Genomic DNA, 25,483 nt, shown 5'->3' on the forward strand with positions numbered 1-25,483 from the left:
CGGATACCTTCCGTGGAACCCCCGGCCTCAGCCGTGGGAAGTCGTTAAGCGGCTCGTTCCCGTTCTGGGGGCGGGCCGGTGCCGGGTCGGCGGCCCGAGAGGTGGAAGGTGCAGCCGGCCGGTAGCACGTGGATGCGGGCGCCGGCGAGCGTGATCGGCCCGGCCGGCGGAACCCGGATGTCGGTCGCGGCGCCGGCGTCGACCACCGTCACCGCCCCGCTTCCGAGGACCTCGAAGGTGTCGCCCCCGGTCAGGATGGCGGTGTCCTCGTCGATGCCCACGCCCAGTTCGTGCGGGTAGCGGGCCACCGCGCTGAGCAGCCGGTTGAGCCGGCCCCGCTCGGCGAAGTGCTGGTCGATCAGCACGCACGGCAGGAATTCGAGCCCCGGGCCGGTGCGCACGCTGTCCGCGGCCACGCCGGGGCGCTCCCCGCCGATGATCATGGTGGCGGACATCATCGCGGCGCCCGCGCTGGTTCCGGCGAGCACCACCCGCCCTTCACCGACCAGGCCGTGCAGCAGCGTGTCGGTCGCGGTGCCGCCCAGCACGCCGGTGATCCGCTCCTGGTCCCCGCCGGTGAAGAAGACACCGGTCGCGGCACGCAGCACGGACTCGGTCTCCGGCGCGTTGGCGGCGGCCCGGTGCCCCAGCCGCAGCGCGCGGACGTCCCCGGCGCCGAGGCCGGCGAATCGCTCCAGGTAGGCGGACTCGGTGCTCTCCGGGGACTCACTGGCCGTGGCGATGACCACGATGCGCGCGGCCCCCGATCCGGCGAGTTCCACGAACCTGCCGAGCAACTCGGAACCGGCCGCGCCACCCATGATCAGCAGCCGCCCGCGGTGCGGATCGGCGCCTGCGTCCACCGCCCCTCCTCAGCAGAGCATCCAGCTACTGTTGAGGTTAATCGGAACAAATCCGAAACAACCGCCTAATCCAGGAGCCTGCCTAGGCGTACCGGTGGTTTCGGGCCTCTCTCCTCTCCTCGAAGCGCGCGGCCTGCGCGTCCAGCTCGCTCATCTGCGCCGCGAGTTGCTCGCGTGCCCGCTCACCGTCACCACGCAGATCGGTACGGTCCCAGACGTTCCACTGGCGCAGCACCGGCGCGAGCACCTCGTCCCGGTGCTGGCGCAGGTCGTAGATGCCGGCCAGCGCGATGGCGACCGCCTTGCGCCCGAAGCCCGCGATGTTCGCCCCCGGCATCTCGAAGCCGGCGGCGACGTCGGCGACCGCCCGCATGGCCCGGTCCGGCTCCAGCTCGAAGGCCGCGCTGACCAGGTTGCGGTAGAAGACCATGTGCAGGTTCTCGTCGGCGGCGACCCGGGCCAGCAGCTGTTCGGCGATCGGGTCGCCGGTGGCCCGGCCGGTGTTGCGGTGCGAGATCCGGGTGGCGAGCTCCTGGAAGGCGACGTACGCGATGGAGTGCAGCACGTCGCCGCTGTGCTGGTTGGCGTAGCCGGACTGCATGTGCTCCATCCGGGCGCGCTCCAGCTCGACCGGGTCCACACCGCGGGTGACGGTCAGGTAGTCACGGATCGCGATGCCGTGCCGGCCCTCCTCGGCGGTCCACCGGTGCACCCAGGTGCCCCAGGCGCCGTCCCGGCCGAACAGGGTGGCGATCTCGTGGTGGTACGAGGGCAGGTTGTCCTCGGTGAGCAGGTTGACGATCAGCGCGGTACGGGCGGCGTCCGGCAGCTTCGAGTCGTCCGGCCGCCAGGCCTCGCCGCCGAGGAGGCCGTCGAAGGTGCGGCCCTCGCTCCACGGCACGTACTCGTGCGGGAACCACTCCTTGGCGAGTGCCAGATGCCGGTCGAGGTTGGCAGCGACGACGGGCTCCAATTCGAGGAGCAGGGCGGTCTGGTCCAGCGGCATCCCATCAAGGTAGCCGCCGGACCGTCCCCATATGACTCTTAGTCAGCGTGCGGACACGTTCGGGTGGAGGTCGGCGGGCGCCGGCTGCCAGGTCTCCGCGTCCGCCTCGACCTGCTCACCGGAGCGGATGTCCTTCACCGTGTCCGGCTCGCCGGGGAACCACACGTACGGAATCCCGCGCCGGTCGGCGAACTGGATCTGCTTGCCGAACTTCGCGGCGGTCGGCGCCACCTCGGTCGGGATCCCCCGTTTACGCAGGGCCGCCGCGATCCGGTCGCACTCGGCGCGCCGGTCGTCGCTGGGCAGGGCCACCACGACGCAGGTCGGCACCGACCGGGAGACGGTCAGCGCGTCCTGGCCGAAGAGCAGGCCGAGCAGGCGGGACACCCCGATGGAGATGCCGACGCCGGGGAACCGGGTGTTGCCCACCGACGCCAGGTTGTCGTAGCGCCCGCCGGAGGTGATCGAACCGAACCGCTCGTAGCCCTCCAGCAGGGTCTCGTAGACCGTGCCGGTGTAGTAGTCCAGCCCGCGGGCGATCTTGAGTTCGGCGCGGACCAGGCCGGGCGCGTGCTCGTTGGCCGTCTCCACCACCTGGAGCAGCTCGGCGAGGCCCTCGTCGAGCATCGGGTCGATGACGCCGAGAGCCCGGACCCGGTCGGCGAACGAGCCGTCGGTGGCCGAGATCTCCGCGAGCCGCAGGCACTGCGCGGCCTGCGCGTCGGTGGCGCCGGCGGTCTCCACCAGGAGGGCCGCCACCTTCTCCGGGCCGATCTTGTCGAGCTTGTCGACCGTACGCAGGACCTGTGCCGTGTCCTCGAGACCGAGGCCGCGGTAGAAGCCCTCACAGATCTTGCGGTTGTTGACCAGGATGGTGGCCCGCGGGATCGGCAGCGACCGGAACACGTCCCCGATCACCAGCGGCATCTCGGTGTCGAAGTGGAACGGCAGCGTGTCCCGGTTCACCACGTCGATGTCGGCCTGGAGGAACTCGCGGTAGCGGCCCTCCTGCGGGCGCTCGCCGCGCCACACCTTCTGGATCTGGTAGCGCCGGAACGGGAACTGGAGCTTGCCGTGGTTCTCCGTGACGAACCGTGCGAACGGGACGGTCAGGTCGAAGTGCAGGCCGAGCTGGTCCTCCCGCTTGGCGCCCTCCTCCTCCTGGAGGCGGTGCAGCAGGTAGACCTCCTTCGACGTCTCACCCTTGGACAGCAGGATGTCCAGCGGCTCGACGGCGCGGGTCTCCAGAGGGGCGAAGCCGTACAGCTCGAAGGTGGACCGGATCCGGTCGAGCACCCGCTGCTCGATGATCCGCTGCGACGGCAGCCACTCGGGGAAGCCGGAAATAGGCACGTGAGAATCTCCTACAGGAAGCGGCCGGGCGCGGCGATCAGTTCCCGCAGGTACGGGTTCGACGCGCGCTCACGGCCGATGGTGGTGGCCGGTCCGTGGCCGGGCAGCACGACGGTCTCGTCGGCCAGCGGCAGGATCTTGTCCCGCAGGCTGGCCATCATCGTCGGGGTGCTGCCGCCCGGCAGGTCGGTGCGCCCGATCGACCCCGCGAAGAGCACGTCCCCGGAGAAGCAGATCTCCTCCGACGACTCGCCCGGCAGGCGGAACAGCACCGACCCGCCGGTATGGCCGGGCGCGTGGTCGACCGTCACCTCGACGCCCGCGATGGTCAGGGTCGCGCCGTCGGTGAGCTCCGCGACGTCGTCGGGCTCCGTGTACGGCAGGCGGCCGCCGAACAGGGCGGTCAGGTCGGTGCTCAGCCCCTTGGCCGGGTCGGCGAGCATCTCCCGGTCATCGGGGTGCACGTAGGCCGTGATGCCGCGGGCCCCGCAGACCGGCGCCACCGAGAAGGTGTGGTCCAGGTGGCCGTGGGTGAGCAGCACCGCGGCCGGTGACAGCCGGTGCTCGGCGAGGATCTCCTCGAGCTGGTCCAGCACGCCGATCCCCGGGTCGATGATCAGGCACTGCTCCCCCGGACCGGCGGCGACCACATAACAGTTGGTGCCGAAGGCCTGGGCCGGAAAGCCGGTGACGAGCACGAGGTCAGCCTCTCGCGGGGGTGGGTGCGAATCGTAACGAGAGTAGCCGGGCGGGCGCACGCCACTTTCTCAGGAGGTACCCGTACACTCTTGCGGGTCGTGTGGCGTGCCGCACCCCTTGACACGTACCGGGAAGGGACAGCGTTCGGTGGCTTCCAGCAAGGACCGGCAGCGCAAACTCGCGCGGGCGAAATATGAGCGGCAGCAGGCCCGCCGGGCTGAGCGCGTGCGCCGCCGTCGCCGGATCTCGGCGGGTGTCGGCGCCACTCTGGCGGTGCTCCTCATCGCCGTCGGCGGCGCCTGGATCGGTGGCGCGTTCGACAGCGACGAGCCGGCCGACACCACCGCCGCGGACGTCTGCCTGTGGACCCCACAGAACGCGCAGACCAACCCCAACCTCAAAGAGGTCGGCACCCCGCCCACCAAGGACCTGCCCCAGGAGGGCACCGAGACGATGACGATCACCACCGACAAGGGTGAGCCGATCGTGGTGAGTCTCGACGTGGCCAGCGCCCCGTGCGCCGCGGCCAGCTTCACCCACCTGGCCGGGCGGGCCTTCTTCGACAACACCGAGTGCCACGAGCTCACCACCGAGGGCGCGCTGCGCTGCGGTGACCCGAGCGGCACCGGCCAGGGCGGGCCGACCTACAGCTACTACGACGAGAATCTTCCGGTGCTGCCGGAGCCGGCGCCCAGCGCGAGCGCCGCCCCGGCCGCCGAGGTGGTCTACCCGAAGGGCACGGTCGCTCTGATCGGCAACCCCAAGGGCAGCAACGGCAGCCAGTTCCTGATCTTCCACAAGGATTTCACCCCCACCGACGAGCCGCAGTACTCGATCATCGGACAGGTGACCGGTGGGCTCGACACGCTCGCCGCGATCGCGAAGATCCCCACGATCGACGACACGGCCGGTAACAAGGTCAAGCCCAAGGACAAGATCACCATCAAGACGCTGACCGTCGGAGCGGCAGCCGCCAGCGCGGCCCCCTCGGCGAGCGCGCAGTCGTGACTTCTATGAAGGACGAGAGCAGCAGCATGGAGGAGACCGTGTCGTCGATCAAGGACCGGCAGCGCGCGGCAGCGCGGGCCCGGCTCGAGAAGGAGATGGCCGAGCGCTCGGCGGCCGCACGCAAGCGCCGGCAGCGCCAGGCGATCTTCGGCTCGGCGGCCGCGGTGATCCTCATCGCCGGAGCGGCGTTCTTCGTCATCCGCGCCCTGAAGAAGGACGAGAAGACCGAGGCGGCCGGCCCGCCGGCGGGCACGGTGAACTGCACCTGGACCCCGGTCGACGAGGCCAGCGGCGGCAAGGTGAAGGACGTCGGCCTGCCCCCGGCCAACGTGCCGAACACCGGCTCCGCCGTACTCACCTTCGACACCGGCCTGGGTGTCATCGCGGCCGACATCGATCTCGCCAAGACCCCGTGCACCGGTGCCAGCTACAAGCACCTGGCCGAGCAGAAGTTCCTCGACAACACCAAGTGCCACCGCCTGGTGAACAAGGAGGGCTTCAGGGTGCTGCAGTGCGGTGACCCGTTCGCCACCGGCGAGGGCTACCGCGACACCGACGGCCAGGGCGGCCCGAGCTACACCATGGCCGAGGAGAACCTCCCGACCGACACCGAGAAGCCGTACCCGGCGGGCTCGATCGCGATGGCGAACACCGGCATGCCGAACAGCACCGGCAGCCAGTTCTTCATCGTCGCCGAGGACACCCAGCTCCCGGCGAACTACACGCTGCTCGGCACCATCACCAAGGGCCTCGACATCGTCCAGGAAGTGGTCAAGGCCGGCGACGACGGCAAGTTCGAGCCGAACCCCGGCGGCGGTCGCCCGAAGAAGGAGCTCCTCATCAAGACCATGACGGTCTCCTGACCCGAGCTCAGCGAAAAAGGGCGGCCCCCGCGGGGGTCGCCCTTTTTTCTGCTTCGGTACGGGCTACGCGCCCGACGTGACCCGATAGGCGTCGAACACGCCGTCCACCTTCCGGACCGCCGCCACCAGGTGACCCAGGTGCTTGGGGTCGGCCATCTCGAAGGTGAAGCGGCTGACCGCCACCCGGTCCCGGGTCGTGGTGACCGTCGCGGACAGGATGTTCACCCGCTCCTCGGACAGCACCCGGGTCACGTCGGCCAGCAGCTTGTGCCGGTCCAGCGCCTCCACCTGGATGGCCACCAGGAACGTGGACGCCGACGTCGGCTTCCAGCTGACCTCGACCATCCGCTCGGCCTGCTCGCGCAGGTCCTCCGCGTTGGCGCAGTCCTCCCGGTGCACGCTCACGCCGCCGGAGCGGGTGACGAAGCCGAACACCGTGTCGCCGGGCACCGGGGTGCAGCAGCGGGCCAGTTTCACCCAGACGTCCGAGACGCCCTTCACCACGACGCCCGGATCCTGCGCGGAGCTGCGGTTACGCGGGGGCCGGGTGGCGACGGCGGTCTCGGCGATGTCCTCGACCGCGCCCTCCTCGCCGCCGAAGCCGGCGACCAGCTTCTGCACGACCGACTGGGCGGAGACGGTGCTCTCCCCGACCGCCGCGTACAGCGAGGCCACGTCGACCAGGTGCAGATCGCGGGCGATCGTCATGAGGTTCTCGCTGGTCAGCATGCGCTGCAGGGGCAGACCCTGCTTGCGCATCGCCTTGACGATCGCCTCCTTGCCGTCCTCGATCGCCTCCTCGCGGCGCTCCTTGTTGAAGTACTGCCGGATCTTGGTCCGGGCGCGGGGGCTCTTCACGAAGCCGAGCCAGTCCTGCGTGGGGCCGGCCGTCGCGGACTTGGACGTGAAGATCTCGATCACGTCGCCGTTCGACAGCGGGGACTCCAGCGGCACCAGCTTGCCGTTGACCCGGGCGCCGATGCACTTGTGCCCGACCTCGGTGTGCACCGCGTAGGCGAAGTCGACCGGCGTCGACCCGGTCGGCAGCGGGATCACGTCGCCCTTCGGCGTGAAGACGTAGACCTCCTGGCTGGAGAGGTCGAACCGCAGCGCGTCCAGGAACTCGGACGGGTCGCTCGCCTCGCGCTGCCAGTCGAGCAGCTGCCGCAGCCAGGTCATCTCGTCGATGTGCGCCGGCGGGCCGACGATCGTCGCGCCCTTCTGCTCCTTGTACTTCCAGTGCGCGGCGATGCCGAACTCCGCCGTCCGGTGCATGGCGAAGGTGCGGATCTGCATCTCGACCGGCTTGCCGGTCGGGCCGATGACCGTCGTGTGCAACGACTGGTACATGTTGAACTTCGGCATCGCGATGTAGTCCTTGAACCGGCCCGGCACCGGCTGCCAGTTCGCGTGGATGACGCCCAGCGCGGCATAGCAGTCGCGGACCGTGTCGACCAGGATGCGGACGCCGACCAGGTCGTAGATGTCGTTGAAGTCCCGGCCCCGGACGATCATCTTCTGGTAGATCGAGTACAGGTGCTTGGGGCGGCCGGTCACCTCGGCCTTGATCTTCGCCGACTTCAGGTCCAGCTGGACCCGGTTGGTCACCTGGCGCAGCAGCGCCTCACGCTGCGGCTGGTGCTCCCCGATCAGGCGGTTGATCTCCTCGAACCGCTTGGGGAACAGGGTGCCGAAGGCCAGGTCCTCCAGCTCCCACTTGATTGTGTTCATACCGAGGCGGTGGGCCAGCGGGGCCAGGATCTCCAGCGTCTCCTTGGCCTTCTGCTCCTGCTTGGCGCGGGGCAGGAAGGTCAGGGTGCGCATGTTGTGCAGCCGGTCGGCCAGTTTGATCACGAGCACCCGCGGGTCCTTGGCCATCGCCACGACCATCTTGCGGATCGTCTCGGCCTTGGCCGCGTCACCGAGCTTGACCCGGTCGAGCTTCGTCACGCCGTCGACCAGCAGCGCCACCTCGGCACCGAAGTCGTTGCGCATGTTCTCCAGCGAGTAGTCGGTGTCCTCGATGGTGTCGTGCAGCAGGGCGGCCACCAGCGTCGTGGTGTCCATGCCCAGGTTGGCCAGGATCGTCGCCACGGCGAGCGGATGCGTGATGTACGGATCGCCGGACTTGCGGTACTGGCCGGAGTGCCAGCGGGCCGCGACGTCGAACGCCTTCTGCAGCGCCCGGGCGTCCGCCTTCGGATGGCTGGCCCGGTGGGTCGCGATCAGCGGCTCGAGGACCTCGCTGACCTGCGTGCTCTGCCATGGGGCGTTGAAGCGGGCCAGACGGGCCCGCACCCGCCGCCCGGTGGGAGCGCTGGCCAGGCCGAACCCACTGCCTGGTTCGTCCACGGGCGAGAGCGGCTGGGTGTTCTCCAGATCGCCACCAGCGATCTTGTCGCCGGGCGTGTCATCGCCCGAATTCTGGGTCGGTTGCACCGTGCCCTCCGCCGGAGGGGCGACGTCGCTGGACACCGGCCTCCTCACCAAATCGCCGAGATCCAAAGGTTCGCCAGCATCCAAAGGTTTGCCGGGATCAAAACCAGGGTTGGTCACCTTGGAACGCCCATCCTACCCGCACCGCCCTACCGAGTACCCCGGCCGAACCTACGAATAAGCAGGCCCGGCCGGGCGAAGAACATCGAAGCAGGATCAAACGGTCAACAGAGCGTGTACCTTACGCGGGCTGAGCCGCTCCCGGCCGTTCAGGAAGCCCAGCTCCATCAGCACGGTGAACCCGGTGAGCACGCCACCGGCCCGCTCGACCAGGTCCATCGTCGCGGCCGCCGTGCCGCCGGTGGCGAGCACGTCGTCGACCACCAGAACCCGCTGTCCGGCCACGAACGCGTCCTCGCTGACCTCCAGCGTGGCCTCGCCGTACTCCAGCGCGTACGACGCGGAGAAGCCCGGCCGGGGCAGCTTGCCGGCCTTGCGGACCGGGACGACCCCGACCCCGGTCGCGTACGCGATCGCCGCCGCGATCAGGAACCCGCGCGCCTCGACGCCCGCCACCACGTCGAACGAGCCGGCCCCGTAGTGGGTCACGATCCCGTCGACGACCTGCCGGAACCTCGGGCCGTCGCCGAAGAACGGCATCAGGTCCTTGAACACGATGCCCGGCTTGGGGAAGTCCAGTACATCGACCGCGCCGCCGGCGACCAGCGCCGCCAGCTCGGGTCCGCTGTCACCGGTCACCGGTGGGATCTCGCTACTCACGGCGGACAGCTTAGCGTCTGCCCCGGACGGGGTCGCCGGCCGAAACGGGCGCAGACGAAACGGCCCGCCACCGGAGGGTGGCGGGCCGTTCCGTCAACGATGTACGTCAGCGGCGCTTGGTCCCCGGACGGTTGGCGCCGCCACGCTTCTGCGTGGTGCGGGCGCCGGGCCGCGGGGTGCTGGTGCCGGCCAGCACCGACACCTCGTCGCCCTCGGTGGCGCCGGCCGAGCGGGACCGCTCGCCACGGGCCACGTCGTCCGACCGCTGCGCCCGGCGGGCCAGCACCCGGGCGTTGTGCGCCTTGATCTTCGGGTCCCGGTCCTTGAGCCAGCTCAGCACCGGAGCGGCGAACAGGATCGAGGAGAGGACACCGACGCCCATACCGACGAAGAGCACCAGGCCCAGGTCCTTGAGCGTGCCGGCGCCGAGCAGGCCGGCGCCGATGAAGAGCACGCCGCCGACCGGCAGCAGCGCCACCAGACCGGTGTTCAGCGAGCGCATCAGGGTCTGGTTCACCGCGAGGTTGGTGGCCTCGGCGTACGTCCGGGTGCTGCCCGCCGTGATGCCGCGGGTGTTCTCCTGGACCTTGTCGAACACCACCACCACGTCGTAGAGCGAATAACCGAGGATCGTCAGGAAGCCGATCACGGTGTACGGCGTGAGCTCGAACTGGACCAGCGAGTAGACACCGGCCGTGAAGATCAGGTCGAACAGCAGCGAGGTGAGCGCCGCCACCGCCATCCGCCACTCGAAGCGGACCACCAGGTACGCCGAGACCAGCACCAGGAAGATCACCAGGCCGAGCATCGCCTTGTCGATGACCGCCCCGCCCCAGGCCGACGAGACCTGCTGGTCGCTGATGTCGGTCACCTCGATGCCGAGGTCCTCGGCGAGCGCGGTCTTGGCCTCCGCCATCTCGCCGGTGGAGAGCTCGGAGGTACGGATCTTGTAGTTGGCGTCGGCCCCGTTGCCGACCTGCTGCGCCGCGTTGACCTGCGCCTCCGGGTCCACCTCGTGAACCGCGGTCTCCACCGCCTGCTGGATCTCCGACTGCTCGAAGGTCTTCCCGTCCACCTGGGCCGGGACGCTGAACTCGCTGCCACCGGCGAACTCGATGCCCAGGTGGAAACGGTTGATCGCGAAGCTGCCGATGGCGATCGCCACGAGCGCCGCCGCGATGGTGAACCACATCTTGCGGCGGCCCACGATGTTGAGGTTCGCCTCACCCGTGTAGAGGCGGGACGCGAAACCGGATCGGGCCATGTCAGGCCTCCTTCACGCGCGAGGAGCCGGACTCCTCGGTCGGGCCGCGGCGCAGGGCACGGCCGAGGCCGCTGACCCTGGGCGACATGAACGCAGGGGTGCTGGCGAGCAGCGACATGATCGGGTGCCGGAAGAGGAACACCACGAGCAGGTCGAGCACCGTCGAGAGGCCGAGCGCGAAGGCGAGACCCTGCACCTGGCCGATCGACACGATGTAGAGAACCACGGCACACATGATCGTGATGGCGTTCGCCGAGATGATCGTGCGCTTGGCCCGCTGCCATGCCCGGGGAACCGCGCTACGCGGGCTCCGGCCTTCGTGGATCTCGTCCTTGAGACGTTCGAAGTAGATGACGAACGAGTCCGCCGCGACACCCAGCGAGACGATGAAGCCGACGATGCCGGCCAGCGTCAGGGTGAAGCCGATCGAGCGGCCCAGGAAGACCAGGGCGCCGAAGGTGAGCAGCGCGGAGAGGCCCAGGCTCAGGAAGATCACCAGGCCGAGCAACCGGTAGTAGAAGAACGCGTAGATCGCGACCAGGCCGAGGCCGATCGCCGCGGCGAGCAGACCCGCCCTCAGCTGCTGGTCACCGACGGTCGCCGTGACGGTCTGCGCCGGGCCGGCGTCGAAGGTCACCGGGATGGCGCCGAAGTTCAGCTGGTCGGCGAGCTTCTTGGCGCTGGTCCCGTCGAAGTCACCGGTGATCTGCGACTGGCCGGTGAGCACGCCCTGGATCTGCGGCGCGGAGATGATCTCCTTGTCCAGGACCACGGCCACCGCGCAGTGGTCGGCGTCGGCGTACATCGAGGTGACCGCGACGTAGCAGGGGTCGTTGGGGCCGGCCTCGTACGCCTTCTTGGTGAGGGCGGTCCACTTCTTCTGACCCTCGCTCTTGAAGTCGAGCGAGACGACCCACTGGTTCTGCTGGGTGTCGAGCTGCGGGCTGGCCTTGTCGATGTCGTCACCGACGACCTCGGCCTTGTCCAGCATCACCTTGTAGACGCCCTGCTGGCAGGCGACGACCTCGCTGTCGACGGCGTCGATCGAGCCGTTCGGCCGCGCGTTCAGCTGCTTGCAGCTGATCGTCGGGACGTTGAACTGCATCTGCGGGCTGAGCGCGGCCACCTCGGCGCCGCTCAGCTCGGCGAACGCCTTGAAGGGCAGGCCGGCCTTGGGGTCGGCGCTGAGGTCCACCGGCGCGGTCAGCTTCTCGGCCGCGGCCCAGGCGTCGGCGCCGACCTTCTTCTTGATGGCCTCGCGCTGCTCCTTGACGTCCGCGGTGACCGGGGCCGGCGCCGCGGCGGACGCGGCGGGCGACGGGGTCGCGGACGGCGTGGCCGACGGGGTGGCGCTCGGGCTCGGCACGGCCGCGCCACCGCCCTGACCGCCGGTCGACGGGGTGGCCGACGGCTTCGCGTCATCGGCCTTCGGGGCGGCGCCGGCGGACGCGGACGGGGACGGGGCGGCGCTGCCGCTGGCCGACGCGCTCGGGGCCGGGCTCGGCGGGTTGAGGGCGACCGACGAGACGTCCCCGGTCACACCGGTGACCAGGCGGAACCGCATGTTCGCGGCCTGCTCCAGGCCCTTGAGCTGCTCGTCGGCCTTACCGGCGAGCGAGACGACGATGGTGTTGTTGCCCTGGATGACCACCTCGGCCTCGGACACACCGAGAGCGTTGACCCGGCTGTCGATGATCTCGCGGGCCAGCTCCATGTCCTCCGGGCTCGGTGGGGCGCCCTGCTGGGAGGCGATGTAGGTGGCCTGCGTGCCACCGATCAGGTCCAGGCCGAGTTTCGGCTCGAGCCGATCCCTCCAGCTGCCCTCCGCACCGGCGGCGAAGAAGACGCACAGATACAGGACGACGAAGACCAGACCGAGCACGCCTAGCTGGCGTCCAGGATGCATCTGTCCCTGTGGTGGTCGTGCCACGGCTTTAGGTCTCCCTGTGTTCCGGCCGCGCGACGGCGCGGCGCTTTGGTCTGTGACCGGCCGTCGACGGTCGAACGGCGGGCGGACGCGCCGGGCCGGGAGCGTCACCCCGGACCGGCGCGATGGGCGTGCTTCGGGTCAGTCCTGCTTGTGCGTCTCGGTGACGGGGCTCTCCGGCTCGTCCGCGACCGGTGGGGCCTCGTCGGGCTCGGGGATGGCCTCGCCCGCCTTCTGAACGACCCGGGCGATCGCGGGACGCGCGAACCGGACCTCGACACCAGGCGCGATCTCGAGCGCCACCTGGTCGTCGACGATGCCGGTGACGGTGCCGTGCAGGCCGCCGATGGTGACGATCTCGTCGCCCGGAGCGAGCGAGTTCTGCATGTCCGCCGCTTCCCGCCGCCGCTTCTGCTGCGGACGGATCATGACGAAATACATGAACCCGAAGAGCAGGACGAGGATCAGCAGAAACGAGAAATTCCCGCCACCGCCCGCTGGGTCAGCTGCGTTGAGCACCTAGAAAGCCTTCCGTCAGCCGCCGGCGCATCGTGGGCGGGCGCCGGTGGCGATATGCAGAGCGTTCGGTTGGAACGGCGGCGAGTCTAATCGGTCAACCTTGAGATAACGAATGCGGCACACGTCACGTTCGCATCACGAGGGAGAATCAGGCTTCCCGGGCGAACAGGTCACCCTGGAAGACGCCCGCACGACCGTCGGCGGGTGGCGTTTTGCCCAGATGTGCCCAGCCCGCCTCGGTGGCGACCCGGCCCCTCGGGGTCCTGGCGAGCAATCCCGCCCGGACCAGGAACGGCTCACACACCTCTTCGACCGTGTCGCTCTGTTCGCCCACCGCGACCGCGAGCGTCGACAGGCCGACCGGGCCGCCCTTGAACGACTCGATCAGCGCCCGCAGCACCGCCCGGTCCAGCCGGTCCAGCCCGAGGGCGTCGACGTCGTACACCGCCAGGGCCGCCTTCGACACCTCCTCGGTGATCACGCCGTCCGCCCGCACCTCGGCGAAGTCCCGGACCCGGCGCAGCAGCCGGTTGGCGATACGCGGCGTGCCCCGGGACCGGCGGGCGATCTCCGCCGACCCCTCCGCGGTGATCCGCACCCCGAGGATCCGGGCCGAGCGGTGCAGCAGGGCGTCCAGGTCCTCGTGCGAGTAGAAGTCGAGGTGCGCCACGAAACCGAACCGGTCACGCATCGGCCCGGACAGCAGACCGGCCCGGGTGGTGGCGCCGACCAGGGTGAACGGCTCCACGTCCAGCGGGATCGCGGTGGCGCCCGGGCCCTTGCCGACCACCACGTCGACCCGGAAGTCCTCCATGGCGCTGTAGAGCAGCTCCTCGGCCGGTTTCGCGATCCGGTGGATCTCGTCGATGAAGAGCACGTCGCCCGGGCCCAGCCCGGTCAGGATGGCGGCCAGGTCGCCGGACCGCTCGATCACCGGGCCGCTGGTGGTCCGGATCCCGGTGCCCAGCTCGGCGGCCACGATGTTGGCCAGGGTGGTCTTGCCCAGGCCGGGCGGCCCGGACAGCAGGATGTGGTCGGGCGGCGTGCCCCGGCCCATCGACGCCTTCAGCAGCAGCTCCAGCTGGTCGCGGACCCGGTGCTGCGCGATGAAGTCGGCCAGCCGGCGGGGCCGGACGCTGGCCTCGGCGTCCAGGTCCTCGTCGAACGCGTCCGGCGAGACGATCTCCTCGCTCATCGCGCCGCCTCCGCTGCGCTCCAGCGGCGCGACGAGACCTCACCTGTGCTCATGGATTCGCTCGCAAGCTCGCTCATCGGGTCTTACCCAGCAAGCGGATGGCCTGGCGCAGCAGGACGGGCACGGGCGGTGTCTCGCCGTCGATCGTCTCGGCGACCGCGGCCACCGCCTGATCGGCCTGCGACGCCGTCCAGCCGAGCGCCAGCACACCCTGGCGGACCTGCTCCTGCCAGGCGCCGTTGAGCAGGCCGGCCGAGCCGGTGCCGGCGAGCCCGACCGGGCCGATCTTGTCCTTGAGCTCGACGATCATCTTCTCCGCACCGCGCTTGCCGATGCCCGGGACCGCGGTCAGGACCGCCACCTCACCGCCGGCCAGCGCACGGCGTACCACATCGGGTTGATGGACCGCGAGGACCGCCTGGGCGATCCGGGGACCCACGCCGTTGGCCGTCAGGAGCAGCTCGAAGAGCTGTTTCTCGTCCTCGTCGGCGAAGCCGAACAGGGTGAGCGAGTCCTCCCGCACGATGAGCGTGGTGGCGAGCCGGGCCTCGGCGCCGGTGCGCAGCCCGGCCAGCGTGTTCGGCGTGCAGAGCACCCGCATGCCGACACCGCCGACCTCGACCACGGCGCTGTCGTGGAGGATCGCGGTGACCACACCGCGCACGCTGGCGATCATCGGCTACTCCTGCGGGCTGCTGCGGCCTCGATCTTCGCACGGGTGCCCCCGCGCCAGATGTGGCAGATGGCGATGGCGATGGCGTCGGCCGCGTCGGCCGGCTTCGGTGGCGCGTCCAGTCTGAGCAACCGGGTCACCATCGCGGTGACCTGGGCCTTGTCGGCCGTGCCGGAGCCGGTGACGGCCGCCTTCACCTCGCTCGGGGTGTAGGTCTGCACCGGCAGCCCGGCCCGCGCCCCGGCCAGGATCGCGACCCCGCTGGCCTGCGCCGTGCCCATCACGGTCCGTGCGTTGTGCTGGGAGAACACCCGCTCGACGGCGACGCTGTCCGGCTGGTACCGCTCGACCAGCCCGGCCAGCGAACGGTCCAGGTGCAGCAGGCGGTGAGCGATGTCCTCGTCCGGTTCGCTGCGGACCACCTGGTAGGCGATCAGTTTCCCGAGCCGTCCCGGCACCCCTTCGACGACGCCGACGCCGCATCTCGTCAGCCCCGGATCGATGCCGAGCACGCGCACAGACTGCCTCCCCTCACGTACGTGTGTTCGACACCCTAATACCCGGGCCACTTGCGGCCTCCGGCGACACGCCTCGACGATGGGGACGGGAGGTCCGTCATGCGCCTCATTCCGCCGATGGACGACGAGCCGCCACCGGAGTACGTCGCCTTCGTCACGCTGCACGCCCCCGAGCTGCGCGCCGAGGCGTTCCGCCTGGTCGGTGGCGCGCCGGTGTCCGAGGAGATCTATCTGGCCGTGCTCACCGACCTGGCCGGGCACTGGCGCCGGACGCGCTGGCTGCGCCGGACCGGCGGCTACGTGCGCAAGCGCCTGCTGGCACGGACCGCGCAGTGGCGCGAGGACCAGGTCTACGAGGTCGAGGTGCGCGTGTTGCGCCCTCCGGAGCCGGTGGTCGCGCTTCCGCGCACCGGTGGCAGCCTCGCGCTGCGCAAGGCCGCGATCATCGGGGGTACGGCGAGAGCCTCCCTGGACGCGCTGGCCGACGCCGAGATCGCCTGGGTGCACGCCGGCCTGCGCAGCCGGCTGCGCCGCACGCTCGGCTACGCGATCGGCAGCTTCCTGCTGGTGCTCGGCCTGATCCAGTACATGGCCTGGCTGAGCACCGATCCGCTCTGAGAACGCCGGGAGGCCGGCCCGACCGGACCGGCCTCCCGCAGCGCACCGCTCACGCGTCGATGGCCGCCATGACCTCGTCGGAGATGTCGGCGTTGGAGTAGATGTTCTGCACGTCGTCGCAGTCCTCCAAGGCGTCGATGAGCTTGAGCACCTTGCGTGCCGCGTCCTCGTCCAGCTCGACCGACATGCTCGGGACCAGGGAGGACTCGGCCGAGTCGTACTCGATGCCGGCGCTCTGGAGCGCCGTCCGCACGGCGATCAGGTCACCGGGCTCGCTGACCACCTCGAACTCCTCGCCGAGGTCGTTGATCTCCTCGGCGCCCGCCTCGAGCACGGCGAGCATGATGTCGTCCTCGGTCAGCTCACCCTTGGGGACGATCACCACGCCCTTGCGGTTGAACAGGAACGACACCGAGCCGGCGTCGGCGAACGTGCCGTTGTTGCGGGTCAGCCGGGTGCGCACCTCGGTGGCCGCCCGGTTGCGGTTGTCGGTGAGGCACTCGATCAGGATGGCGGTGCCGTTCGCGCCGTACCCCTCGTACATGATCGTCTGCCAGTCGGCGCCGCCGGCCTCGAGGCCGGAGCCCCGCTTGACCGCGCGGTCGATGTTGTCGTTCGGAACCGACGACTTCTTCGCCTTCTGGATGGCGTCGTAGAGCGTGGGGTTACCGGCCGGGTCACCACCACCGGTCCGGGCCGCGACCTCGATGTTCTTGATCAGCTTGGCGAACATCTTGCCGCGCTTGGCGTCGATGACGGCCTTCTTGTGCTTGGTCGTCGCCCACTTGGAGTGGCCGGACATGCGTAACCTCCGTGTCTACCGTACGGGTACGGCCTGGCGGACCATCTCGACGAAGTACCGGTGGACACGAAGGTCGCCGGTCAGCTCCGGGTGGAAAGCCGTGGCGAGCAGGTTCCCCTGCCGAACTGCCACGATCCTACCGGCGGCGGCCCCTTCGGCCACGCGCCCCAGCACCCGCACGTCGCCGCCGATCTGCTCGACCCACGGCGCGCGGATGAAGACCGCGTGGAACGGGCCGCCCTCGATGTCATCGATCGCCACCGACGCCTCGAACGAGTCGATCTGCCGGCCGAACGCGTTGCGCCGGACGGTCATGTCGATGCCGTGGAACGACTCCTGGTCCGGACGGCCGTCCAGCACGGTCGCGGCCAGCATGATCATGCCGGCGCAGGAGCCGTACACCGGCATGCCGTCGGCGATCCGCTTGCGGATCGGGTCGAGCAGCCCGAAGGAGACCGCCAGCTTGCTGATCGCGGTCGACTCGCCGCCGGGGATCACCAGTCCGTCGACGTCGGCGAGTTCCTCCGGCCGGCGGACCGGCCGGGCCAGGACGTCCGACTCGGCCAGCGCGGCCAGGTGTTCGCGTACGTCGCCCTGCAGGGCCAGCACTCCGATGTTCACGGCCCCACAATAGGCGCGACCGGAACCGGGCCCACTTGAGGAGTCAACCGGACGGCACCCGAGCGGCCCCCGTCGCGCACTCCGCGCTCCCCGCCGGCGCCCGAACTGATGGGCATGACCGACACGATGGTGGTTGAGCTGGCGATGCAGGCCCTGACGATCGCGGCGAAGATGGCGGCGCCGGTGCTCCTGACCGCCCTCGTGGTCGGCTTCGCCGTCTCGCTCTTCCAGTCGGTCACCCAGATCCAGGAGGCCACGCTCTCCTTCGTCCCGAAGGCGATCGCGATCGGCGCGGCCCTGCTGCTGGCCGGCAACTGGATGCTCCACCAGATGATGACCTTCACCACCGAGCTCTTCGAGAAGGTCCCGAGCCTGCTCGCGTAGTAAAGCAGGCCACCGGGGAGCCGATTGGCTATCGGAGCACGTACTGCGCGTTCGTAGTATCCCGTTCATCCGATAACCCGCACGAGGAGCCGAATCCCCATGTCTGAGAACCAGCCCGCCGTCGGAACCGCACGCGTCAAGCGCGGCATGGCGGAGATGCTCAAGGGCGGCGTGATCATGGACGTGGTCAACGCCGAGCAGGCGAAGATCGCCGAGGACGCGGGCGCCGTCGCGGTCATGGCGCTGGAGCGTGTGCCCGCCGACATCCGCGCCCAGGGTGGCATCTCCCGCATGTCCGACCCCGACATGATCGAAGGAATCATCGGCGCGGTCTCCATCCCGGTGATGGCCAAGGCCCGCATCGGCCACTTCGTCGAGGCCCAGGTGCTCCAGGCGCTCGGCGTCGACTACGTGGACGAGTCCGAGGTGCTCTCCCCCGCCGACTTCGCCAACCACATCGACAAGTGGCAGTTCACCGTGCCGTTCGTCTGCGGAGCCACCAACCTGGGCGAGGCGCTGCGCCGGATCACCGAGGGCGCCGCCATGATCCGGTCGAAGGGTGAGGCCGGCACCGGTGACGTCTCCAACGCCACCACCCACATGCGGAAGATCCGTGCCGAGATCCGCCGGTTGCAGACCCTGCCCGAGGACGAGCTGTACGTGGCCGCCAAGGAGCTCCAGGCGCCGTACGAGCTGGTCAAGGAGATCGCCGAGCGGGGCAAGCTGCCGGTCGTGCTGTTCACCGCGGGCGGCATCGCGACCCCCGCCGACGCGGCCATGATGATGCAGCTCGGCGCCGAGGGCGTCTTCGTCGGCTCCGGCATCTTCAAGTCCGGCAACCCGGCCCAGCGCGCCGCCGCCATCGTGAAGGCCACCACCTTCCACGACGACCCGGACGTGATCGCCAAGGTCTCCCGCGGTCTGGGCGAGGCCATGGTCGGCATCAACGTCGAGGACGAGCCGGTCCCCCACCGCCTCTCCGAGCGCGGCTGGTAGTTGTCTTGAACCGAGGGGCCTGCTGAGCCTGATGGCTCCGCTTCGCTCCGCGGCAAAACGCTGGGCCTGATGGCTCCGCTTCGCTCCGCGGCAAAACGCCTTGTAACCGGTGTCGAGGCAGGTGATTTCCCGCCGCAGCACACCCCGCTGCGTCGGCAAATCACTTGCCTCGACACCGGCGGCGTTTTGCGGGTGACCGTTCCCTGGAAACCCACGAGTGGGTCAGTGGGTCAGTGGGTCAGTGGGTCAGTGGGTCAGTGGGTCAGTGGGTCAGTGGGTCAGACGGCCTGGGCGGGCAGCGGGGCCGGGGGCAGTTCGGGCAGCACCGGCTCGACGATGTCGAAGTACTCCGGCCGCGGGTAGCGGCGGGCCAGCCGGAGCAGGCGGACCACCACCCGGCGGCGGGCGTTCTGCGCGTCCCGGACCTGGTCGGTGTGCACCTGGCGGGCCAGCACGACACGCCGGCTGGTGGCCACCAGGGTGCGCGCCGCCGGATCGGCCGGGTCCAGGGCGACCTTCTGCAACTGGCGGGTCAGGTCGTTCTCCGCCGTCTCCCGCTCGCCGGGCTCGGCGTCCAGCGCCAGCCGGGCCGCCGCGTACAGCTCCACCGACTCGGCCTGCTCGGCGACCACCGCGGCGGCCGCGGCCCGGCGCAACAGATGCGCGTCCAGCGCCCGCTCGGCCGACTGGGCCCGCGCGTGCAGGCGTTCCACCCGCTGGGCGGTCCAGCCGAGGTACGCCGAGAAGATCGCGGCCAGCACGACGACTCCCACCACCCACCACATGCCGGGCATCGTAGTGCCCGCCTGTCACCACGGTGGTGCTCAGGACCACTCGTCGTCGAAAACCCTCCCGTCGGTGGCCTCGATCGCGGTCGCGTACACCTCCAGCACCCGGTTGGCCACACTCGGCCAGTCGAACGTCCCGACCACCTGACGCGCGCAGGCGGACAGGGCGGCCCGCCGGGCCGGGTCGTCCAGCAGTTCGCCGAGCAGCCGGGTGAGCGCGACCTGGTCGCCGTTGGGGAACAGCGCGCCGGCCCGGCCGCCGTCCAGCACCCGACGGAACGCGTCCAGGTCGCTCGCCGCGATCGTCGCGCCGGCCGCCATCGCCTCGGTGAGGATCATGCCGAAGCTCTCGCCGCCGGTGTTCGGGGCCACGTAGACGTCGACGCTGCGCAGCATCCGGGCCTTGTCCGCCTCGGAGACCAGGCCCAGGAACTCCACCCGGTCGTGCAGGTCGGCGGGGATGTCGTCGTACAGCTCGTCGCGGTCGCCCGGGCCGGCCACCAACAACCGCAGCCCGGGGCGTTCGCGAGCCAGCGACACGTACGCCGTACGCAGAAGGGGGAAGCCCTTGCGCGGCTCGGTGAACCGGCCCAGGAAGCCCAGCGTCCCACCCTGGCCGGGCCATCCCGGCAAGGGCGAAGCCGAGACGAACTTGGCCACCGCGACCCCGTTGGGGATCTCGACGGCGCCGCCACCGAGGTGCTCGACCTGCACCTTGCGGGCCAGTTCGCTGACCGCGATCCGGGCGGTGATCTTCTCCGCCACCGGCTGGAGGAACGGCTGCAACCCGGAGAGCGCCCGGGACCGGGTCATCGCGGTGTGGAAGGTGGCCACCACCGGGCCGCGCGCGGAGACCACGGCCAGGAACGACAGGCTGGGCGAGAACGGCTCGTGCACGTGGAGCACATCGAACTCGCCGTGCTTGAGCCAGCGCCGGACCCGGGCCGTGGAGACCGGCCCGAACGCGATCCGGGCGACCGACCCGTTGTACGGCAGCGGCACCGCACGTCCGGCGGGCACCAGGTAGTCCGGCAGTTCCGCGTCGTCGTCGGCGGGCGCCAGCACGCTCACCACGTGACCGAGGCCGAGCAGCGCCTCCGCCAGGTCCATGATGTGGTTCTGCACGCCGCCGGGGACGTCGAACGAGTAGGGCGAGACGATCCCGATCCGCACGCCCGCCCCCTAGAGCCAGAGCTTCTGGAGCATGTGCCAGTCCTGCGGGTGGTCGGCGATGCCGGCCGCGTACGCGTCGGCGAGCTGCTGGGTGGTCCGCTTGATCCGCTCGTCGAGCGGCCCGTCGGCGGGTGGGGTGATCTCGCGCATCCGGGCCATCACCCGCCGCTCGTCGTACCAGCAGTCGACCGCGAAGAGCGGCGCCCCGGTACGGAGGGCGAGCAGCGCGGGCCCGCCCGGCATCCGGGTGCGCCCGCCGAAGAACTCCACCTCGACACCGGAGCGGGACAGGTCCCGGTCTCCGAGCAGGGCCACCACCCAGCCCTTCCCGAGGTGCTCGGTGAGCACTTCCAGGGGTGACCGCTCGCCGCCGGTGTGCGGGAGCACCTTCATGCCGAGCTTCTCCCGGTACGCCAGGAACGCCCGGGCCACGCCCTCGGGCTTGAGCCGCTCGGCCACCGTGATCAGCGGCCAGTCGTGCGAGCACACCCAGGCGCCGGCGGCGTCCCAGTTCGCCACGTGCGGCAGCGCCAGGATCACGCCGTTGCCGTCGGCGGCCGCCTTCTTCAGCTTCTGGTAGCTCTCCGGGACCATGAAGAATCCGTCGAGGAACTGCGCACGGTTCTGCGTCGGCAGGCGGAACGCCTCCATCCAGTACCGCGCGTAGGAGCGCAGCGCGTCGCGGACCAGGGTCTCCGGCATGTCCTCGCCGACGACCTGCCGCAGGTTGCGCCGCAGCCGCTGGGTGCCGGGGCCGTCGCCCTTCCAGGCCCGGTCGGCCGCCGTCCGGAACAGGCTCCGGGCGACCGGCAGCGGGAGCGCGCGGACCACCCGCCACCCGGCCAGGTAACCGAGCTCGATCAGCCGGTCCTTCACTCGCCCGGCGCCTTCGGCTCGGTGCGCCGCGCGTGCAGCAGCCGCTGGAAGGCGGTGATCACGGAGAGCACGGCCAGCACCCAGAGCGCGGCGGGCAGGCCCCACTCCAGGCCGGCCGCGCCGAGCAGGCCGCCCGCACCGACGATGAGCAGCCGTTCCAGGCGCTCGGCGATACCGACGTCGGCGTTCAGGCCGAGGCTCTGGGCACGGGCCTTGACGTACGACACGACCTGCCCGAAGACCAGGCTGATCAGGGCCGCGACGACACCGCCGTACGGATTGCCCTCGGTAGCAAGGTAGTAGGCGACCGCCCCGAACACGGCGCCGTCGGCGATCCGGTCCATGGACGAGTCGAGCAACGCCCCGAACTTGGAGGAACCCCCCCGTATCCGGGCCATTGTGCCGTCGAGCACGTCGGTGAGGGCACAGGCGGTTACGATCACGGTGGCCCAGAACAGGTGACCCTGCGCACCGAGGTACGAACCGAACAGCACACCGACAGTGCCTGCGATGGTGACCGCGTCGGGTGAGACGCCGATCCGGAGAAGAAAACGGGCGACGGGGTCGACGACATACGCGACGACGGCGCGGGCCGTTGATTGAACGATCTTTGCCATGGCCGTCCCACCATAACGGGGCGCGACCAGCGGTGGTACGGCTCAGGCCGCGGGTTGGCCGGATCGTCACCATCCGGCACAGTTACAGGCCTGAAGTCCTTGCGACCACTACCGCGCCGGGTGTGGGATTCAAACAACAGCGGCGTAACAAACGGGAAACGACGGGAGCGCTCGGCATGGCGCAGAAGACTTCGGAGAAAGGGCTTGCCGGCGCCGGTGCGCCGGCGGTGACCGACCCCGGCAGAGTTCGTAACGTGGTGCTCGTCGGCCACTCCGGTTCCGGGAAGACGACCCTGGTCGAGGCGCTGCTCTCGGCCAGCGGGGCGATTCCGCGGGCGGGCGGGGTGACCGAGGGCACCACGGTGACCGATCACGACCCGGCGGCGATCCGGCAGCAGCGTTCGGTGGCGCTCGCCTGCGCGCCGCTGATGCACGGCGATGTGAAGATCAACCTGTTGGACACCCCGGGGTACGCCGACTTCGTCGGTGAGCTGCGGGCCGGTCTGCGGGCCGCGGACGCCGCGCTGTTCGTGGTCTCCGCGGTCGACGGCGTGGACGACTCCACGGTGTCGCTCTGGGAGGAGTGCGCCGCGGTCGGCATGCCGCGCGCGGTGGCCGTGACCCGCCTCGACCACCCGCGCGCCGACTACGAGGAGGCGCTCCAGGACTGCCAGGAGGCGTTCGGCGAGAACGTCATGCCGATCTACCAGCCGATGCTCGCCGACGACGGGCAGGCCGTCGCCGGGCTGCTCGGGCTGATCACGCTGCGGGTGCTGGACTACTCGGCCGGCTACCCGCCGCGGATGGGCGAGGCCGAGCCGGAGCACCTGAACCCGATCGCCGACGACCGGAACACGCTGATCGAGGGCATCATCGCGGAGAGCGAGGACGAGACCCTCATGGACCGCTACCTCGGCGGCGAGATGATCAGCACGGACGCCCTGATCCCGGACCTGGAGAAGGCCGTCGCGCGGGGCAACTTCTACCCGGTCGTCCCGGTCTGCGCCGCCACCGGCGTCGGCCTGGACGCGCTGCTCGACGTCATCGCCAGCGGCTTCCCGTCGCCGCTGGAGCACGATCTGCCGGTCGTCACCGGGGTGGACGGCTCACCCCGCCCGCCGCTGACCTGCGACCCGTCCGGCCCACTGGTGGCCGAGGTGGTCCGCACCACGATCGACCGGCACGTCGGCCGGGTCTCCCTGGTCCGGGTCTTCTCCGGCACCCTGCGCCCCGATCAGACGCTGCACGTCTCGGGGCACGGCATGGCCGAGCGCGGGCACCCCGACCACGACGCCGACGAGCGGGTGGCGCACGTCTACTCCCCGCTCGGCGCCCAGCTCCGCGAGGTGCCCTCCTGCCTGGCGGGCGACCTCTGCGCGATCACCAAGTCGGGCTCGGCGGAGACCGGCGACACCCTGTCCGGCAAGGACGATCCCCTGCTCATGGAGCCGTGGCGGATGCCCGAGCCGCTGCTGCCGATCGCCGTGGTGGCCAAGACCCGCTCGGACGAGGACGCCCTCGCCAAGAACCTGGCGAAGCTGGTCGCCGGTGACCCGTCGCTGCGCCTGGAGCGCAACCCCGAGACCCACCAGCTGGTGCTCTGGACCATGGGCGAGTCGCACGCCGACGTGGTGCTCGACCGGCTCCGCTCGGGCGGCGTCGAGCTGGACACCGAGCCGGTCAAGGTGGCGCTGCGGGAGACGTTCGGCAGCGGGGCCAAGGGGCACGGCCGGCACGTGAAGCAGTCCGGCGGCCACGGCCAGTACGCGGTCTGCGACATCGAGGTGGAGCCGCTGCCCCGCGGCGAGGGCTTCCAGTTCGTCGACCGGGTGGTGGGCGGCGCCGTGCCGCACAACTACATCCCGTCGGTGGAGAAGGGGGTCCGTGCCCAGCTCGAACGCGGTCTGGCCGCCGGCTGCCCGGTGGTGGACGTCAAGGTCACCCTCTACGACGGCAAGGCGCACAGTGTGGACTCCTCGGACGCCGCCTTCCAGACGGCCGGGGCGCTGGCGCTGCGGGCCGCCGCCGAACAGGGCCACATCACCCTGCTCGAGCCGGTGGACGAGATCGTGGTGCGGGTGCCGGAGTCGTACGTCGGCGCGGTGATGAGCGACCTGTCCGGCCGCCGCGGCCGCCCGATGGGCAGCGAGTCCGGCGGCGAGGGCGAGGCCAGCCTGGTCCGCGCCGAGGTCCCGGCCACCGAACTGGTCCGCTACGCCGTCGAGCTGCGCGCGCTCACCTCGGGCACCGGCACCTTCACCCGGCACTACGTCCGGCACGAGCCGATGCCCCCGCACCTGGCCGAGGCCGTCCGCAAGGAGCACGCGGTGGCTAGATGACGATGGCGTTGGCCGCCTCGTGCATCGGCGCGAGCACCTTGTCGATCACCTGCTCCTTGCGCGGGTGGAAGCGCAGGGTCCGCATCCCGTAGTTGCGGAAGGCGATGGCGAGGCGGCTGCCGGGCACCATGTCCCGGGCCATCTTCCGGCCGAAGGCCATGTTCTTCTCCACGTACGGCCGCATCCCGGCCTCGTAGGCGGCGAGCCCGCCCGGGGTGCCGAGATGCCGGCCGAGCACGTACGCCCCGGTCAGGGCCAGGCTGGTGCCCTGGCCGGAGGCCGGTGACGGGCAGTGCGCCGCGTCGCCGAGAAGCGTCACCCGCCCGGCCGACCAGCTCGGCAGCTCGACCTGGCTGAGCGAGTCGAAGTAGAAGTCGGCGGAGGTGTCCATCGCCGCCAGGAACGCGTCGCTGCGCCAGCCACGGCCCGCGAAGGCCGCCCGGACGAGCTCCTTCTGCCCGGCCACGTCGCGCCGGTCGTGGTCGAGCGGGCCGGCCGCGAAGGTCATGCCGACCTTGGCCGGCTCGCCGGCGCCCATCGCGTACGCGAAGATCAGCCGGCCGGGCTCGGTGTACATGATCTCCTCCCGGTCGATGCCCAGGTCGTTGGGCGCCGAGAAGATCGAGATGTACGCGCCCAGGTGGCGCAGCGGGGTCTCACCCAGCACCCGCCGCCGGGTCGCCGAGTGCAGGCCGTCGGCGCCGACCACGAACGCGAACACCGCCCGGGCGCCGCTGGAGAAGGTGACCTCCACCCCGTCCGGCCCGTCGGCGAGGCCGGCGATCGCGTCGCCGAACCGGTAGTCCACATCGCCTTCGGTGGCGTCGAACAGGATCTGCCCGAGGTCGCCGCGCATGATCTCCAGGTCGTCGCCGCGCCGGCCCATCAGCAGGTCGGCCGGGAGGCTGGCGATCGGCCGCCCGTCCCGCTTCACGTAGGTGATCCGCCGCATCCCGGTGTCCCGCTCGCGGGCCGCCTCGTGCAGGCCCATCCGCTGCAGGACGGTGGTCGCCGCGCCGCGCACGTCCACCTTGTAGCCGCCCGCCCGCAGCTCCGGCGCCCGCTCCACGACGGTGACCCGCCACCCCGCCCGGACCAGCCAGAAGGCCAGCGCCGGACCCGCCACACCCGCACCTGAGATCAGCACCTCGCGATTCGTCATGCG

General features: G+C 70.6%; 25 protein-coding genes. 6 read left to right on the forward strand and 19 right to left on the reverse strand.

Annotated elements, in window-relative coordinates; all coding sequences use genetic code 11:
- Positions 1–44: 44 nt before the first annotated feature.
- From BJ964_RS00805 to BJ964_RS00820, 4 genes are all read right to left on the reverse strand, one after another.
- Entirely contained in the window at positions 45–863 is an 819-nt protein-coding gene (locus BJ964_RS00805) for a cyanophycinase (RefSeq protein ID WP_229807166.1), read from the reverse strand.
- Positions 864–945: 82 nt separating this feature from the next.
- Positions 946–1,869 carry an acyl-ACP desaturase gene (locus BJ964_RS00810; protein WP_188118857.1) on the reverse strand — a complete coding sequence of 308 codons (924 nt, stop codon included), beginning with the start codon at positions 1,867–1,869 and terminating at the stop codon, positions 946–948.
- A 42-nt stretch (positions 1,870–1,911) separates the two neighbouring features.
- Positions 1,912–3,222, reverse strand: a complete 1,311-nt coding sequence (gene hisS / locus BJ964_RS00815) for a histidine--tRNA ligase (RefSeq protein ID WP_188118858.1) — start codon at positions 3,220–3,222, stop codon at positions 1,912–1,914.
- Between the two features lie 11 nt (positions 3,223–3,233).
- A complete protein-coding gene (locus BJ964_RS00820) occupies positions 3,234–3,920 on the reverse strand; it encodes an MBL fold metallo-hydrolase (protein ID WP_183215312.1) in 687 nt (228 codons plus the stop codon).
- Positions 3,921–4,068: 148 nt separating this feature from the next.
- Between BJ964_RS00820 and BJ964_RS00825 the strand changes: the two genes are divergently transcribed.
- Together BJ964_RS00825 and BJ964_RS00830 are read left to right on the forward strand one after the other, a co-directional pair.
- Positions 4,069–4,929, forward strand: a complete 861-nt coding sequence (locus BJ964_RS00825) for a peptidylprolyl isomerase (protein ID WP_188118859.1) — start codon at positions 4,069–4,071, stop codon at positions 4,927–4,929.
- A 38-nt stretch (positions 4,930–4,967) separates the two neighbouring features.
- Positions 4,968–5,792: a peptidylprolyl isomerase gene (locus tag BJ964_RS00830; RefSeq protein WP_229807178.1), complete on the forward strand. Its 825-nt coding sequence runs from the start codon at positions 4,968–4,970 to the stop codon at positions 5,790–5,792.
- Positions 5,793–5,855: 63 nt separating this feature from the next.
- On the opposite strand, the gene BJ964_RS00835 is transcribed toward BJ964_RS00830, so the two are convergent.
- From BJ964_RS00835 to ruvC, 8 genes are all read right to left on the reverse strand, one after another.
- On the reverse strand, positions 5,856–8,267 hold the full coding sequence (locus tag BJ964_RS00835) for a RelA/SpoT family protein (RefSeq protein WP_188118860.1): 2,412 nt from the start codon (positions 8,265–8,267) through the stop codon (positions 5,856–5,858).
- A 177-nt stretch (positions 8,268–8,444) separates the two neighbouring features.
- Positions 8,445–9,008 carry an adenine phosphoribosyltransferase gene (locus BJ964_RS00840; protein WP_188118861.1) on the reverse strand — a complete coding sequence of 188 codons (564 nt, stop codon included), beginning with the start codon at positions 9,006–9,008 and terminating at the stop codon, positions 8,445–8,447.
- 106 nt (positions 9,009–9,114) lie between these two features.
- On the reverse strand, positions 9,115–10,272 hold the full coding sequence (gene secF, locus BJ964_RS00845) for a protein translocase subunit SecF (RefSeq protein ID WP_188118862.1): 1,158 nt from the start codon (positions 10,270–10,272) through the stop codon (positions 9,115–9,117).
- A gap of 1 nt (position 10,273) precedes the next feature.
- Positions 10,274–12,178 carry a protein translocase subunit SecD gene (secD, locus tag BJ964_RS00850; protein ID WP_188118863.1) on the reverse strand — a complete coding sequence of 635 codons (1,905 nt, stop codon included), beginning with the start codon at positions 12,176–12,178 and terminating at the stop codon, positions 10,274–10,276.
- 162 nt (positions 12,179–12,340) lie between these two features.
- Positions 12,341–12,718 (reverse strand): preprotein translocase subunit YajC, encoded by a 378-nt coding sequence (gene yajC / locus BJ964_RS00855; protein WP_229807167.1) that lies wholly within the window; start codon positions 12,716–12,718, stop codon positions 12,341–12,343.
- Between the two features lie 148 nt (positions 12,719–12,866).
- On the reverse strand, positions 12,867–13,913 hold the full coding sequence (gene ruvB, locus BJ964_RS00860) for a Holliday junction branch migration DNA helicase RuvB (protein WP_188118864.1): 1,047 nt from the start codon (positions 13,911–13,913) through the stop codon (positions 12,867–12,869).
- A 73-nt stretch (positions 13,914–13,986) separates the two neighbouring features.
- Positions 13,987–14,589 (reverse strand): Holliday junction branch migration protein RuvA, encoded by a 603-nt coding sequence (ruvA, locus tag BJ964_RS00865; protein ID WP_188118865.1) that lies wholly within the window; start codon positions 14,587–14,589, stop codon positions 13,987–13,989.
- On the reverse strand, positions 14,586–15,104 hold the full coding sequence (gene ruvC / locus BJ964_RS00870; protein WP_188118866.1) for a crossover junction endodeoxyribonuclease RuvC: 519 nt from the start codon (positions 15,102–15,104) through the stop codon (positions 14,586–14,588). Before ruvC ends, ruvA begins: the two co-directional genes overlap by 4 nt.
- Positions 15,105–15,203: 99 nt before the next feature.
- Between ruvC and BJ964_RS00875 the strand changes: the two genes are divergently transcribed.
- Positions 15,204–15,722 (forward strand): hypothetical protein, encoded by a 519-nt coding sequence (locus BJ964_RS00875; protein WP_188118867.1) that lies wholly within the window; start codon positions 15,204–15,206, stop codon positions 15,720–15,722.
- A 49-nt stretch (positions 15,723–15,771) separates the two neighbouring features.
- Here the strand turns inward: BJ964_RS00875 and BJ964_RS00880 are convergent, their stop codons facing one another.
- Complete coding sequence (locus BJ964_RS00880) at positions 15,772–16,524, reverse strand: YebC/PmpR family DNA-binding transcriptional regulator (protein WP_188118868.1); 753 nt, start codon at positions 16,522–16,524, stop codon at positions 15,772–15,774.
- Positions 16,525–16,539: 15 nt separating this feature from the next.
- On the reverse strand, positions 16,540–17,145 hold the full coding sequence (gene pdxT, locus BJ964_RS00885; RefSeq protein ID WP_188118869.1) for a pyridoxal 5'-phosphate synthase glutaminase subunit PdxT: 606 nt from the start codon (positions 17,143–17,145) through the stop codon (positions 16,540–16,542).
- A gap of 114 nt (positions 17,146–17,259) precedes the next feature.
- Here pdxT and fliQ point away from each other — a divergent pair, with 114 nt between their 5' ends.
- Positions 17,260–17,529, forward strand: a complete 270-nt coding sequence (gene fliQ, locus BJ964_RS00890) for a flagellar biosynthesis protein FliQ (protein ID WP_188118870.1) — start codon at positions 17,260–17,262, stop codon at positions 17,527–17,529.
- Between the two features lie 99 nt (positions 17,530–17,628).
- The gene (gene pdxS, locus BJ964_RS00895; RefSeq protein ID WP_188118871.1) at positions 17,629–18,525 is read left to right on the forward strand and encodes a pyridoxal 5'-phosphate synthase lyase subunit PdxS; all 897 of its coding nucleotides are present in this window, start codon (positions 17,629–17,631) and stop codon (positions 18,523–18,525) included.
- A gap of 278 nt (positions 18,526–18,803) precedes the next feature.
- Here pdxS and BJ964_RS00900 read toward each other — a convergent pair whose 3' ends face one another.
- The 4 genes from BJ964_RS00900 to pgsA are packed head-to-tail and all read right to left on the reverse strand — an operon-like array spanning position 18,804 to position 21,979.
- A complete protein-coding gene (locus tag BJ964_RS00900) occupies positions 18,804–19,319 on the reverse strand; it encodes a hypothetical protein (RefSeq protein WP_188118872.1) in 516 nt (171 codons plus the stop codon).
- 30 nt (positions 19,320–19,349) lie between these two features.
- The gene (locus tag BJ964_RS00905) at positions 19,350–20,486 is read right to left on the reverse strand and encodes a glycosyltransferase family 4 protein (protein ID WP_188118873.1); all 1,137 of its coding nucleotides are present in this window, start codon (positions 20,484–20,486) and stop codon (positions 19,350–19,352) included.
- A gap of 9 nt (positions 20,487–20,495) precedes the next feature.
- Positions 20,496–21,362: a phosphatidylinositol mannoside acyltransferase gene (locus BJ964_RS47640; protein WP_188118874.1), complete on the reverse strand. Its 867-nt coding sequence runs from the start codon at positions 21,360–21,362 to the stop codon at positions 20,496–20,498.
- Positions 21,359–21,979, reverse strand: a complete 621-nt coding sequence (gene pgsA, locus BJ964_RS47645; protein ID WP_188118875.1) for a phosphatidylinositol phosphate synthase — start codon at positions 21,977–21,979, stop codon at positions 21,359–21,361. The genes BJ964_RS47640 and pgsA overlap by 4 nt, the downstream gene beginning before the upstream one ends.
- 176 nt (positions 21,980–22,155) lie before the next feature.
- On the opposite strand from pgsA, the gene BJ964_RS00920 reads away from it, so the two are divergent.
- Positions 22,156–24,318, forward strand: coding sequence for an elongation factor G-like protein EF-G2 (locus tag BJ964_RS00920; RefSeq protein WP_188118876.1), 2,163 nt, complete (start codon positions 22,156–22,158; stop codon positions 24,316–24,318).
- Here the strand turns inward: BJ964_RS00920 and BJ964_RS00925 are convergent.
- Complete coding sequence (locus BJ964_RS00925; protein ID WP_188118877.1) at positions 24,311–25,480, reverse strand: FAD-dependent monooxygenase; 1,170 nt, start codon at positions 25,478–25,480, stop codon at positions 24,311–24,313. The genes BJ964_RS00920 and BJ964_RS00925 overlap by 8 nt on opposite strands.
- Positions 25,481–25,483: the final 3 nt, after the last annotated feature.

Origin of the sequence: Actinoplanes lobatus, from assembly GCF_014205215.1 — a bacterium.
Taxonomy (GTDB): Bacteria; Actinomycetota; Actinomycetes; order Mycobacteriales; family Micromonosporaceae; genus Actinoplanes; species Actinoplanes lobatus.

Coding starts and splice junctions, on each gene's coding strand:
- pgsA (WP_188118875.1), bottom strand. CDS start 21,979: ATGGCAAAGATCGTTCAATCAACGGCCCGCGCCGTCGTCGCGTATGTC.
- BJ964_RS00880 (WP_188118868.1), bottom strand. CDS start 16,524: ATGTCCGGCCACTCCAAGTGGGCGACGACCAAGCACAAGAAGGCCGTC.
- BJ964_RS00920 (WP_188118876.1), top strand. CDS start 22,156: ATGGCGCAGAAGACTTCGGAGAAAGGGCTTGCCGGCGCCGGTGCGCCG.
- secD (WP_188118863.1), bottom strand. CDS start 12,178: ATGCATCCTGGACGCCAGCTAGGCGTGCTCGGTCTGGTCTTCGTCGTC.
- ruvA (WP_188118865.1), bottom strand. CDS start 14,589: ATGATCGCCAGCGTGCGCGGTGTGGTCACCGCGATCCTCCACGACAGC.
- ruvB (WP_188118864.1), bottom strand. CDS start 13,913: ATGAGCGAGGAGATCGTCTCGCCGGACGCGTTCGACGAGGACCTGGAC.
- secF (WP_188118862.1), bottom strand. CDS start 10,272: ATGGCCCGATCCGGTTTCGCGTCCCGCCTCTACACGGGTGAGGCGAAC.
- fliQ (WP_188118870.1), top strand. CDS start 17,260: ATGACCGACACGATGGTGGTTGAGCTGGCGATGCAGGCCCTGACGATC.
- BJ964_RS00900 (WP_188118872.1), bottom strand. CDS start 19,319: ATGCCCGGCATGTGGTGGGTGGTGGGAGTCGTCGTGCTGGCCGCGATC.
- BJ964_RS00810 (WP_188118857.1), bottom strand. CDS start 1,869: ATGCCGCTGGACCAGACCGCCCTGCTCCTCGAATTGGAGCCCGTCGTC.
- pdxS (WP_188118871.1), top strand. CDS start 17,629: ATGTCTGAGAACCAGCCCGCCGTCGGAACCGCACGCGTCAAGCGCGGC.
- BJ964_RS00875 (WP_188118867.1), top strand. CDS start 15,204: ATGCGCCTCATTCCGCCGATGGACGACGAGCCGCCACCGGAGTACGTC.
- BJ964_RS00925 (WP_188118877.1), bottom strand. CDS start 25,480: ATGACGAATCGCGAGGTGCTGATCTCAGGTGCGGGTGTGGCGGGTCCG.